Origin of the sequence: Actibacterium pelagium, from assembly GCF_002285415.1 — a bacterium.
GTDB classification, from domain to species: domain Bacteria; phylum Pseudomonadota; class Alphaproteobacteria; order Rhodobacterales; family Rhodobacteraceae; genus Actibacterium_B; species Actibacterium_B pelagium.
Genome location: NZ_NSBU01000004.1, coordinates 40,915 through 53,604 on the forward strand (window position 1 = coordinate 40,915; position 12,690 = coordinate 53,604).

Annotated in this window: 12 protein-coding genes; 3 read left to right on the top strand and 9 right to left on the bottom strand. The window is 60.3% G+C overall.

The features are described 5' to 3' along the window. Positions 1-36 precede the first annotated feature (36 nt). The 8 genes from CLM58_RS00480 to CLM58_RS00515 form a co-directional block, all read right to left on the bottom strand. On the bottom strand, positions 37-1,212 hold the full coding sequence (locus CLM58_RS00480; RefSeq protein WP_095593957.1) for a phenylacetate--CoA ligase family protein: 1,176 nt from the start codon (positions 1,210-1,212) through the stop codon (positions 37-39). Between the two features lie 49 nt (positions 1,213-1,261). Then, complete coding sequence (locus CLM58_RS00485; RefSeq protein ID WP_095594765.1) at positions 1,262-2,083, bottom strand: ABC transporter ATP-binding protein; 822 nt, start codon at positions 2,081-2,083, stop codon at positions 1,262-1,264. Positions 2,084-2,184: 101 nt separating this feature from the next. After that, positions 2,185-3,468: an ABC transporter substrate-binding protein gene (locus CLM58_RS00490; RefSeq protein WP_095593958.1), complete on the bottom strand. Its 1,284-nt coding sequence runs from the start codon at positions 3,466-3,468 to the stop codon at positions 2,185-2,187. Positions 3,469-3,544: 76 nt separating this feature from the next. Beyond that, on the bottom strand, positions 3,545-4,621 hold the full coding sequence (locus CLM58_RS00495) for a branched-chain amino acid ABC transporter permease (protein ID WP_095593959.1): 1,077 nt from the start codon (positions 4,619-4,621) through the stop codon (positions 3,545-3,547). Position 4,622: 1 nt separating this feature from the next. Next, positions 4,623-4,886 carry a hypothetical protein gene (locus CLM58_RS00500; protein WP_095593960.1) on the bottom strand — a complete coding sequence of 88 codons (264 nt, stop codon included), beginning with the start codon at positions 4,884-4,886 and terminating at the stop codon, positions 4,623-4,625. Between the two features lie 3 nt (positions 4,887-4,889). Further along, positions 4,890-5,894, bottom strand: coding sequence for a branched-chain amino acid ABC transporter permease (locus tag CLM58_RS00505; protein ID WP_095593961.1), 1,005 nt, complete (start codon positions 5,892-5,894; stop codon positions 4,890-4,892). Between the two features lie 68 nt (positions 5,895-5,962). Beyond that, positions 5,963-6,805 (bottom strand): ABC transporter ATP-binding protein, encoded by an 843-nt coding sequence (locus CLM58_RS00510; protein WP_229666160.1) that lies wholly within the window; start codon positions 6,803-6,805, stop codon positions 5,963-5,965. Further along, positions 6,802-8,775: an AMP-binding protein gene (locus CLM58_RS00515; protein ID WP_095593962.1), complete on the bottom strand. Its 1,974-nt coding sequence runs from the start codon at positions 8,773-8,775 to the stop codon at positions 6,802-6,804. Before CLM58_RS00515 ends, CLM58_RS00510 begins: the two co-directional genes overlap by 4 nt. Positions 8,776-8,999: 224 nt before the next feature. Between CLM58_RS00515 and CLM58_RS00520 the strand changes: the two genes are divergently transcribed. The 3 genes from CLM58_RS00520 to CLM58_RS00530 all read left to right on the top strand — a co-directional run bounded on the left by CLM58_RS00520 (position 9,000) and on the right by CLM58_RS00530 (position 12,454). Further along, positions 9,000-10,925 carry a PAS-domain containing protein gene (locus tag CLM58_RS00520; RefSeq protein ID WP_095593963.1) on the top strand — a complete coding sequence of 642 codons (1,926 nt, stop codon included), beginning with the start codon at positions 9,000-9,002 and terminating at the stop codon, positions 10,923-10,925. Then, a complete protein-coding gene (locus CLM58_RS00525) occupies positions 10,922-11,626 on the top strand; it encodes a response regulator transcription factor (protein ID WP_095593964.1) in 705 nt (234 codons plus the stop codon). The genes CLM58_RS00520 and CLM58_RS00525 overlap by 4 nt, the downstream gene beginning before the upstream one ends. Before the next feature lie 177 nt (positions 11,627-11,803). Next, complete coding sequence (locus tag CLM58_RS00530; RefSeq protein WP_095593965.1) at positions 11,804-12,454, top strand: histidine phosphatase family protein; 651 nt, start codon at positions 11,804-11,806, stop codon at positions 12,452-12,454. A 12-nt stretch (positions 12,455-12,466) separates the two neighbouring features. Here CLM58_RS00530 and CLM58_RS00535 read toward each other — a convergent pair whose 3' ends face one another. After that, positions 12,467-12,649, bottom strand: a complete 183-nt coding sequence (locus CLM58_RS00535; RefSeq protein WP_095593966.1) for a hypothetical protein — start codon at positions 12,647-12,649, stop codon at positions 12,467-12,469. Between the last annotated feature and the right edge of the window lie 41 nt (positions 12,650-12,690).

Sequence of the window (12,690 nt, forward strand, 5' to 3'; positions counted from 1 at the left end):
TCCACTGTCGCAGGAAATGACGATGCCTTTCCCGCCTTAATCGTAGCTGCGCTGATCCTCGATCACCAAACCGTCCCGAGGCAGCGCCCCCGGCGCCACAAGTTCGATCTTACCGCGCATTTTCAGCGTCTCAACCACCGACGGCTCAAATTTGCCGATGTCGGCGGATGTGGTCTCGATCTGAACGGTCATCGCGTCCTGCTCTCCACTGCGGGTGGCGATGACGCGGGCGCGGTCGATCTCGACGTGTTTCGATACCAATGCGGCCACCTGTTCAGGGCGTACGAACATGCCCTTGATCTTGGTGGTCTGGTCCGCGCGGCCCATCCAGCCCTTGATGCGGGTGTTGGTCCGGCCGCAGGGGCTTTGCCCCGGCAGAACCGCCGACATATCGCCGGTGGCAAAACGGATCAGGGGGTAGTCAGGGTTCAGCGTGGTCACGACGACTTCGCCGACCTCGCCCGGGGCAACCGGATCACCGGTGCCGGGGGTGACGATTTCCACGATGACGCCTTCATCAAGGATCATCCCCTCCATCGCCGGAGATTCATAAGCAACATTGCCCAGATCAGCGGTCGCATAGGCCTGAAGGCAGGTGATCCCGCGATCGGCATATTCCTGACGCAGGGACGGGAACAGCGCCCCGCCACTGACCACGGCTTTGGTCAAGCGCGAGAGATCAAGTCCAAGCTCGTCGGCCTTATCCAGAATGACCTTCAGATAGTCCGGAGTCCCGGCATAGCCGGTGACCCCGATGGTGGCGGCGGCTTGCGCCTGCAGTTCTGTCTGGCCGGTGCCGGCGGGCACGGTGCGGGCGCCAACGGCCTGAGCACCGTTTTCAAAGATCATGCCCGCTGGCGTCAGGTGATAGCCAAAACAGTTTTGCACAATATCGCCCTTGCCGATCCCGGCAGCGTGCACAAAACGACCCATCCGCCACCAGTCGTGGCTGGTGCCGCCCGGTTCATAAATCGGACCCGGCGACTGGAACACATGCGCAATCTCGCCCACGGGGATATCCCCGAACGGCGGGTTCTTCTGCTGCGCTTCAACCAGATCGGATTTGCGCAGAACCGGCAGCGAAGTCAGTTCGGAAAGATCACCCAAAGGGCCCCGCCCATAGCGTGCCAACTGCGCATTCACGCCCTGCAACTGCTGCGCGGCGCGTTCGTCGGCGGACCGGGTTTCCAAAGTGTCGAAATGGGCGCTCATAGAGGACTTCCTTTGTCTGGCGCTTGCATGCTGGGGCGGCGTTGGGTGATCAGCTCAGCCAACGCTTGCGGCGGCGATAAGACCGCACGTCGCGGAACGACTTCCGGCCTTCCTCGGCCATGCCCAGATAGAACTCCTTCACGTCCGGGTTCTCGCGCAGCTCGGCAGCAGGACCGTCCATCACAACGCGGCCAGATTCCAGAATGTAGCCGTAATGCGCATAGCGCAGCGCCACATTGGTGTTCTGCTCGGCCAGAAGAAAAGTCAGGCCTTCCTTCTCGTTCAGGGATTTCACGATCTCAAAGATCTGCTCCACCAGCTGCGGAGCCAGACCCATCGAAGGTTCGTCCAGCAGGATCGTCTCAGGGCGCGACATCAGTGCGCGGCCGATGGCCACCATCTGCTGTTCCCCGCCCGAGGTATAGCCCGCTTGGCTTTTGCGCCGCTCTTTCAGGCGCGGGAAATATTCATAGACCATGTCCAGATCGGCGCTGACTGCACCACGCCCGTCGCCGCGCGTATAGGCGCCGGTCATCAGGTTTTCCTCGACGGTCAGGTGTTCAAAACAGTGGCGGCCTTCCATCACTTGGATGACGCCTTTCTTCACCAACTCGGCGGGGTCCAGGTCCTGAACCCGCTCGCCGCGGTAATTGATGGTGCCCTTGGTGACCTCTCCGCGCTCGGAGTGCAGCAGGTTGGAAATCGCTTTCAGCGTGGTGGTCTTGCCCGCGCCGTTGCCGCCCAGAAGCGCGGTGATGCCGCCCTTGGGAACGTTCAGGCTGACGCCCTTCAGCACGAGGATCACGTGATTGTAGATCACCTCGATATTGTTGACCTCAAGCAGGGTCTCGGTCTTGCCGCTGTCCAGCATATTGTGGCCTTTCTTCAAGGGGCGCAGGGTCGCCGCTTCGTCTTGGCAAAAATTCTTAAGAGGACCCCGGCCGCACTAAAGGCGGCCGGGGGAAGAAACGCTTAGTTACAGCGCTCTGCGATGTTGTTTTCGGCAGCATAGGCGGCCGAGTCCGCGTCGATCAGCGGCTGGATCACGTCCATGTCCGAAGGACCGAAGTCAGAGATCAGCGACCAGGTGCCGGCGGCTGCGTCCCACTGCTGGATCGCACCGGTGCCCGGGCCACCGTGGTTGGCACAGCTTACCTCGAACGCAGGACCGAAGTTCGGCATGCCCAGTTCGGCCATACGCTCTTCGGTGATCGAGAAGCTTTCCAGCGCTGCGATCATGTCCGATGCTTCGATGTCTGCTTTGCCGCTGGCTTTCTGGGCAGCAGCTGCTGCTTCAGCCATCAGCATCGCGGCATAGAAACCACGGTTGTACAGCGCCTTGCCGACGTTATCGCCAGCGCCTGCGGCTTTACCTGCGTCCACGACGTATTTCTGAACGTCGTCGAAGACCGGGAAGTCGGAACCAACGTTGTGGAAGGTCACAGCCTTGTAGCCGGTCGCCTTGTCACCCGCCGGGGTCACGTCGTGTTCAGCACCCGACCACCAGACGCCGATGAAGTTTTCCATCGGGTAACGGATGTTCGCGGCTTCCTGAATGGCAACCTGGTTCATAACGCCCCAGCCCCACATCAGGACATTGTCAGGTTTTTCGCGGCGGATCTGCAGCCACTGCGATTTCTGTTCCTGACCCGGGTGGTCAACCGGGATCGCCAGCAGTTCAAAGCCGTGCTTTTCAGACAGGGCTTCCAGCGTTTTGATCGGCTCTTTGCCGTAGGCAGAGTTGTGATAGACCAGAGCGATCTTCTTGCCTTTGATGTCACCGCCGTTCACGTCCAGCAGGTGGTTGACCGCCAGCGAAGCCGCGTTCCAGTAGTTGGCCGGGAAGTTGAAGACGTTCGAGAACACCTTGCCGTTCGCCGCCGAAGTACGGCCGTAGCCCGGAGTGTACAGCGCGATGCCGTCTGCGGTCACTTTGGGGATCAGCTGGTAGGTGATGCCGGTCGACAGCGGGTTGTAAACCAGAGCGCCTTCGCCCTTGGTCGCCTCATAGCATTCCACGCCTTTTTCAGTGTTATAGCCGGTCTCGCATTCGATGACCTTCGCCATTACGCCACCGATACCGCCGTCACGCTCGTTGATCAGCGTGAAATAGTCGGCGTAGCCATCCGCGTAGGGGATACCGCCTGCCGCGTAAGGGCCGGTGCGATAAGACAGCGACGGGAACACGAGGTCCGCCATAACAGGCGCTGCGGCCATAACCGAGCCCAGTGCCAGAGTTGCCAGTTTCAATTTCATCGGTGTAATCCTCCCATGGTTTTCCGATGGTCCGGGTTGGCCCCGGATCGTTGGTTTCAGGTTCCGCAGCCCACCCCTAGTGCGGGAAGGGCCACAATCTCAGTTTCTCTTTGCCGATCTTCCAAAGCTGCGCGAGCCCATGCGGCTCGGCGATCAGGAAGACGACAATCAGACCGCCGACAATGATCAGCTCCATGTGGGCGGCGATATCGATGGGCCAGCCAAGACCACCCACCAAAATGTTTTTCAAAAGCACCGGCAGCAGAACCAGGAAGGCCGCGCCTGCCAGCGATCCAAAGATCGAACCCAGACCGCCGATGATGATCATGAACAGAACAAGGAACGACTTGTTGATGCCGAATGCCTCGCCCACTTCGACCGCGCCAAGGTAGACGCTGAAGAACAGCGCGCCTGCGATGCCGACAAAGAAGGACGACACGGCAAAGGCGGTCAACTTGGCCCTCAGCGGGTTCACCCCGATGATTTCAGCCGCGATGTCCATGTCGCGGATCGCCATCCAGCTGCGGCCAACAGTGCCGCGGGTCAGGTTGCGGGCAATCCAAGCCAGCACGGTCAGGAAGACCAGGCAGATCATGTATTTCGCCCAAGCTTCGGTGTTCGGACCGGTTACGGCCATGCCGAAGACGGTGCGTTCGGGTGCGTTGATCTGGCCCGAGGCCGAGTAGTTGTAGAACCACGGCACCTTGTTGAAGAGCCAGACAAGGAAGAACTGCGCGGCAAGCGTCGCCACCGCCAGATAGAACCCCTTGATCCGCAAGGACGGCAGGCCGAACAGGACCCCGACGCCTGCGGTCACAAAACCTGCGCCGATCAGGTGGAAGACAATGCTGACTTCAGGGAATGCCGTCATAAGCTTGTAGCAGGCATAGGCCCCCACAGCCATGAAGCCCCCGGTCCCAAGGCTGACCTGACCGCAATAGCCAGTCAGGATGTTCAGCCCGATCGCCGCGATGGCGTAGATCAGGAAGGGCACGAACACGGCATTCGCCCAGTAGTCGTTGATCAGGAAGGGAATGACCCCAAAGGCTACGGCCAGCACGACATAATACCGGATCCGGTCAAACTTGATCGGGAAGGTCTGGTTGTCGTCTTTGTAAGTGGTGTGGAAATCACCGGCTTCGCGATAGAACATCTTATAAAGCTCCCCCTTCGGCAGTGTCGTCGTTGCGATACTGCTCTGGCACCGCGCGTTTGGGCGGCTTTGCATAGCCGCTGTCTTCGTTGATACGGATCAGCCGCATATAGGCCCACAGGCCAGCCCCGGCCCCAAGTGCTGCCAGCAACAGGGCTGTCATGACTTGGGAAGTGTCCGAGAAGTCGGCGCTAAGCGCGAGGTACCCGAAGGCCCAGAATCCCGACCAGGCGATCACGTTGATGATGGCAATCAGCTTGTTCACGCCCTAGACCCTTTCGATGATCTTCTCGCCGAACAGACCCTGCGGGCGGAAGACGAGGAACAGAAGGGCCAGAACATAGGCGAACCAGTTCTCGGTCGCGCCGCCGACCATCGGGCCGATGGCGAATTCGAACAGTTTCTCACCCACGCCGATGATCAGGCCGCCCACGATGGCGCCCGGGATCGAGGTGAAGCCGCCCAGCATCAGAACCGGAAGGGCCTTCAGCGCGATCAGCGACAGCGAGAACTGCACGCCCGACTTGGCACCCCACATGATGCCCGCGACCAGCGCGACAAAGCCCGCGACCGACCAGACCAGAACCCAGATGAAGTTCAGCGAGATACCAACCGACAGTGCGGCCTGGTGATCGTCTGCCACGGCGCGCATGGCGCGGCCCTGCTTGGTGTACTGGCTGAAGGCCACAAGCGCTGCCACCAGAACCATCGCAACGATGGTTGCCGTGATGTCGAGGTTGTCGATGAAGAAGCCATAACCGAACCATTCATAGGTGGTCTGGTCGATCGCCTCGTTGATGCCCTGCGGCATACACAGGTTCGAGGTCAGACAGATGTCGAGGTTCTTGATCTCGGACCCCCACATCAGGTCAGCCACGCCTTCAAGGAAGTAGGCCAGACCGATGGTCGCCATGAACAGGATGATGGGTTCTTGGCCCACAAGGTGTTTGAAGATCACCTGTTGCACCGCCCAGGCCAGCCCGATCATCACCACCACGGTGAAGGCTATCGCCAGGAACGAATGCAGGTGCCAGCCAAAGTGATGCACCTCGGTGCCCAGCACCGCGTTGATCAGGTGCGAGAATGGGACTTGGCCTTTCTCAATACCCACAAGGGTCATCGCCGCAAACAGCGCCATGACGCCCTGCGCAAAGTTGAAAATGCCCGAGGCCTTGTAGATCAGCACGAAGCCCAGCGCGACCAGCGCATAAAGGACGCCAGCCATCAGGCCGTTCAGCGTCACTTCCATCGCGTAAATGAGGTTGTCAGACATTGGCGGCCTCCCCGCAGTTTGTGCGCATGGTTTCTGCACGCGATGTGCACGGTTTCTGCATGGTGAATTTAGTCATGTTCGACCCCCAGATAGGCGTCGATGACCTCTTGGTTGTTGCGCACCTCGTCAGGGGTGCCGTCACCGATCTTTCGGCCGTAATCCATCACGACCACGCGGTCGGACAGATCCATGACCACGCCCATATCGTGTTCGATCAGGGCGATGGTGGTGCCGAATTCGTCATTCACATCCAGAATAAAGCGGGACATGTCCTCTTTTTCCTCGACGTTCATGCCCGCCATGGGCTCGTCCAGAAGCAGGATGTCCGGCTCTGCCGCAAGCGCCCGCCCCAGCTCCACACGTTTTTGCAGACCATAGGGCAGGCGACCCACGGGAGTTTTGCGGATGGCTTGGATTTCAAGGAAGTCGATAATCTTTTCAACGGCTTCGCGGTGCTCGCCTTCTTCCTTCTGGGCTTTGCCCCACCACATCGCCTGTTGCAGCATGTTGGTCTTCATACGGGTCATGCGGCCGGTCATGATATTGTCCAGCGTCGACATACCCTTGAACAACGCGATGTTCTGGAAGGTCCGCGCCAGCCCCTGCTGGGCCACCTGATAGGGTTTCATCTGCGGACGTTTGGAGCCGCGGAACCAGACCTCGCCTTCGGTCGGAACATAGAAGCCCGAGATCACGTTCAGCATCGAGGATTTCCCGGCGCCGTTCGGGCCGATGATCGCACGGATCTCGCCTTCGCGGATATCAAAGGAAATGTCGCTGATCGCCACCACGCCACCAAAGCGCAGCGTGATATTCTTCATCTCCATCAATACGTTACCGATCTGACGACCGTCCGCGGTGACATAGGGTTCAGCGGGGACACCAGTTGTTGTCATCTGCTCTACACTCATTCCGCTGCCACCTTGTTGCTTGCGACCGGCACAACAGCTGCATCGCGCAGCTCAAGCGTGGCCTTGATGCTGCCCTTGCGACCGTCTTCATAGGTCACTTCGGTCTCGGTCGAGACCTTGGTGGACCCGTCGTAAAGCGCGGTGACCAGATCGTGGTATTTCTCTTCGATGATGCCGCGGCGCACCTTGCGGGTCCGGGTCAGCTCTCCGTCGTCGGCGTCCAGTTCCTTGTGCAGAACAAGGAAGCGATGGATCTGGCAGCCCGACAGCATGCTGTCTTCGGCGACCGAGCGGTTCACCTCTTCGACATGGGCCTGAATGGTGTCCAGAACCTGCGGGTGGCCCGCCAGTTCCTGATACGAGGCATAGGCGATGTTGTTACGTTCCGCCCAGTTGCCCACCGCCGTCAGGTCGATGTTGATAAAGGCCGTGCACATTTCCTTGCCGTTTCCAAAGACAACTGTCTCAAGGATATCGGGGAAGAACTTCAGTTTGTTCTCGACGAACTTCGGCGCGAACATGTCGCCGTTGGCCATGTTGCCAACGTCCTTGGCGCGGTCGATGATACGCAGCTGGCCGTTGGTTTCGATGAAACCCGCGTCGCCGGTGGCGACCCAGCCTTCGGCATCCTTGGTCGAGGCGGTTGAATCGGCGTTTTTGAAGTACTCAACAAAGACACCGGGCGAGCGATAGAACACTTCGCGGGTGTCTTCGTCGATACGCAGCTCGACCCCCGGGGTCGGGGTGCCAACCGTGTTCGGGTCGACCTCGTCATCCTTTTGCTGCGTGATAAAGACCGAGGCTTCGGTCTGGCCATACAGCTGCTTCAGATTGATCCCAAGCGAACGGTAGAAGTCGAAAATTTCGGGGCCGATGGCCTCGCCCGCGGTGTAGCCCACGCGCACATTCGAAAAGCCCAGGGTGTTCTTCAACGGCCCAAAGACAAACAAGTTGCCCAACCAGTATTTGAACTTGTCCGCGCCGCTGACGGGTTTGCCGTCCAGAATGGCGGGACCGACTTTCTTGGCGTGCGCCATGTACTTGTCGAACAGCTTCTTCTTGAACTTGCCCGCGTCCTCCATCCGGATCATCACGTTGGTCAACTGACCTTCGAAAACCCGTGGTGGGGCAAAGAAATAGGACGGGCCGATCTCGCGCAGGTCGGTCATCATGGTGTTGGCGCTTTCCGGGCAGTTCACGCAGAAACCGCACCAGTAGGCCTGACCGATCGAGAAGATATAGTCACCGACCCAAGCCATCGGCAGATAGGCCAGAACGTCATCGCTTTGACGCAGCCCGTCGAATTCAGACGAGTTCTTCGAGGTCTCGATGATGTTCCGGTTGGACATCACCACGCCCTTTGGCTTGCCGGTGGTGCCCGAGGTGTACAGCATCACGCAGGTGCTGTCGTAATTCAGTTCGGCGATACGCGCGTCCAGTTCCTCGCCCAGACGCACCTCGGCGGCACGACCTTCGGCTTCGACATCCTTCAGCCAGTTCAGGTGGCTATGGTCGTATTTCCGCAGACCGCGTTTGTCGTTGTAGATGACGTGCTCGATGCCGGACACGGTTTCCTGAACGTCGATAACCTTGTCGACCTGCTCCTGGTCGCCACAGACGACGAAGCGGGCGCCGCAATGTTCCAGCACATAGGCCATCTCTTCGGCGACGGCGTCCTGATACAGCGGAACCGGCACGGCCCCGCACATCTGCGCGGCCACCATCGACCAGTAATGCGCCGGGCGGTTGCGCCCGATAATGGCGACATGGTCACCCCGTTCCAGCCCCAGCACCAGAAACCCAAGCGCGATCGCACGGATTTCCTCGGCGGATTCCGCCCAGGTCCAGCTTTGCCAGATCCCGAATTCCTTTTCCCGATACGCAGGCTTGTCGCCGTATTTCGCGACGTTGCGCGCCAGAAGCGCAGGCACGGACTGCAAGTCGCCCGAAGACGTTGTTACAGCGGTCAAGTTATTCCTCCCATCGGCCAGTTGGTTGGCCCTTCAGGTCGCGATTCCCAACGCGACTCTGGTCCCTGTATTAGGAACATGAGCAAACTCATGGTCAAACTTTTCCTGAGTTTTTCCAGAATCTAACGAATTGTTACACGCCCGATTTCATTCAAAAATTCGCGTCCCACCCCCCTTTTCGGTCCGCCATTCCGGTGCTAGCCATGAGATGGGAGGACAGATCGATGCCGCAGCCACAGGCTGAACGCACCCGTATGACAGAGGCGGGCCTGAACCTTATTCAGCAGGCCCTGTCGATCTATGATGCCGACCTGAAACTGGTGGTCAGCAATAGCCCCTTCCGTGAAATGTTCGAACTGCCAGAACACCTGTTCACCCCCGGTGCGGACTTTGCCCAGACCATCCAGTTTCTGGTTGAACGCGGCGAATACGGCGAGGTCGATGATCCGGCAGAGTTCGTGCAGGCCCGTGTCGATCAGGCCCTGACATTCGAATCTCATTACGTTGAACGCACCCGCTCGAACGGGCGCATCATCAGCATCGAGGGCTGCCCACTGCCGCAAGGGGGCTGGGTCACGGTCTATACGGACATCACCGAAATTCGTCGTCAGGAAGAGCTGCTGCGCCTGCGCTCGGAAGAGCTGTCTGACCAGCTAATGACCTATACCGACCAGTTGGGCCAATCGAACCGCGCCTTGGCCGCGACAAACACCGCCCTGTCCGAGGTTCAGCGCCAGCTGACAGAGACAGAGGCGCGCACCCGAACCGTCACGCGCATGATGCCCGCCCACATCGCCCATGTGAATCCCGATGGGCTGTATACGTTCTCGAACCGCAAGCTGCCGACGATCCTGCCCGGACGCGGGGAAGAGATCATCGGCCTGCCGATCGCAGAGGTTCTGGGCGACGACGCCTTTAGCAAGCTGCGACCGACCTTCGAAGACGCCATGCAGGGCACGGCCGGGGTCTGCGAGTTCACACATGACACCTCGGGCAGGCGCATCCGTGTCGCGACCACGCCCGACGTCGCGCCCGACGGCACCACGAATGGCGTTTACATCCTGTCCACCGATGTGACCGAAGAGGCGCAGGCGCGGTCGGCCCTTGCCCAGACCCACCGCCGCGAACTGGCCGCGCAGCTGACTAGCGGGCTGGCCCATGACTTTGCCAACCTGCTGACGATCATCCTTGGCCTGCAAAGCCAGCTTGAACGCCTGAACCCCGCCGACGAATCCGCTGAGCTGATCGCCGCCACCAAGGCCGCCGTGCGCCGAGGCGGCACGCTGCTGGACCGGATCGCGACCATGTCCGACCTGCGCCCAGTGCGACCAGAGCCCGTGAACCTGCCGGGCCTTCTGCGCGAGATCTGTACGATGGCGCGACCCTCTTTGGGCAAACAGATTGCACTGAACCAAGCGTGTAGCGGTTTTTCCTCGCCGCTGATGCTGGACGCCGGCAGCCTGCAGGATTCGCTTTTGAACCTGATCCTGAACGCCCGTGACGCAATCGGCGACACCGAAGGCCGGATCACCGTGGCTGCACGCCCTGTCGGCGATACCTGGGTCGAGCTTAGCGTCAGCGACACAGGCCCCGGCTTTTCCGACACTGCCCTTGGCCACGCGACCGACCCGTTCTTCACCACCAAGGGCGAAGAGGGCAGCGGTCTGGGTCTGACAATGGTCGTCGATGCCACCAAACTGGCCGGGGGCCGTGTCATCCTGACCAATACCGAACAGGGCGCGCGCGTCAGCCTGCGCTATCCGCTTCGCAAGGTCACTCATTCCGAGACGCCGGGCATGATCCTTCTGGTCGAAGACAGCCCCGTTCTGCGCGAAACCATTCGCGAAGAGCTTATCGCCCATGGCTACAGCGTGATCGAGGCCGCCTCGGCTGAAGAAGCCGCCGCCATGGCCGACCTGCCCGGCCTGACGCTTGTGCTGTCTGATTTCATTCTGGCCGGAGAGCGCACCGGGTTCGACCTGCTGACCGATCTCAAGGCCCAGGGGTTCGCGGGGCGTATGTGCCTGATGACCTCATTGCCCGAAAACGACGCGCGCCGGCAGGCCGCCGAAGGTGTGTTTCCGATCCTGTCGAAACCCTTCGCCCCCCACAAACTGGCCAAGGCCCTGAAGGAAGACCCTGCCCAATGACCCAAGCCCATGTCGCCATTCTGGATGACGAGCCGCAGATCCGTCACATGCTGTCCGAGGCACTGACCGAGGCCGGGTTCCGCACCACGACCTATGCCCGCGCGACGGAATTCGAGGCCGCCTTGGCCTCGGGCGCGCCCGATGTCTGCCTTGTGGACCTTGGCCTGCCCGACAAGGATGGGCTGGCACTGGTGCACCGTCTGGCACTGGAATCGGGCGCGGCGATCATCATCATCTCGGGCCGCGCCCAAGTGCAGGACCGTATCACCGGACTGGAACTGGGGGCCGATGACTACATCATCAAACCCTTTGACCCGACAGAGGTCGTCGCCCGCGTCCGCGCCCGCCTGCGTCGGGATCGCGATGACAATCAGGGCACCGGCAACACCGCCCATTTCGAAGGGTGGACCGCGCAGTTCGACCGCTATGTCCTGACCGGCCCCGATGGCGAGGAACGCGCGATTTCCCATGCAGAGGGCGAGGTCTTGCGCCTGTTTCTAGAACGTCCCCGCCGCCTGATCTCGCGCGCTCAAATGCAGGAAGAGCTGGGCGGCGCTGCCGGTGAAAGCTTTGACCGGGCGATGGATGTGCGCATCTCTCGGCTGCGCACCAAGCTGAACGAAGACCCAAAGAACCCCCGCCTGATCAAAACCATCTACGGCGCGGGCTATATCTTTCTGGGCGAGGTCCGCTGGAGCTGATCTTCCGGCAAAGACGCCAGAAGCAGCTTGATGTTCCGGTTTACCCGATGCCTTTCTTGCGTTCTGAGATGATGCTTTGGACACGGCGGCCGGGGTCCCAGCAGCGGCCACCCGCCCATAACCACCCTTGAACTTCGGGCCAATCCCGTGTCTGTCTGTCGCGAAAGCGAGACGCCGATGACAGAACTCACACTCATTCGCCACGGGCAGGCAAACTCTCAGGCCAAGGATGAAGAAAGCTATGACAACCTGTCAGAGCTTGGCCGCAAACAGGCGCAGTGTCTGGGGATGTATCTGCAAGAAACCGGTGGGTTTGATCGCGTGATCTCGGGCGCGATGCGCCGACAAATCCAAACCGCCGAAGAGCTGAACCTTGATGGCAAACCCCATGTCACCGACCCTCGGTTGAACGAGCTGGACTACTTTGGCCTGTCCCACGCCGTGAAAGCCAGCCACGGGGTCGAATTCCCCGACAGTCAGGAAGCTTTTGCTGCGCAAATCCCGCAGGTCCTGCGGGTCTGGCGAGACGATGGCGTGCATGAAGGGTTGGAAAGCTTCGAGGCCTTTCGCACGCGCATCCTAGCCGCGCTACGCGATGCCGCCGCAGAGGGGCCCGCGGTTCTGGTGACCTCGACCGGCGTAATCTCGACCCTTGTGGCCATCGCCTTGCGGCTGGAAATCGAGGCGAAATCAAAGATGTTCCTCAGCGTCCAGAACACCTCTGTTCACAAGTTCGAATGGCGCGGAGACGAGCTGTTCCTGAACCAGTTCGGGGCCACGCCGCATCTGGACACGCCAGTGCGGCAGGCGCTGAAATCACATTTCTAAAGACTGCGCGGCTTACCCCTTGCGCTCAATCTTTGTATAGGCTTTGGCGCGGGACCCATCGTCGCGATCGGCGGCGCGTTGCTGCAATGTCTTGGTCTGCGGCCGCGGGGCCTGATCGCGCTCGATCCGGGTAAACTGGGCCGCCCGGCTATCGGTTTCCGCTTTCTCAGAGTTATCGAGAATATGCTTGGCCATCCTGTCCTCCTCTTTTCAGGGTGGGCAGGCAGGCTAACATG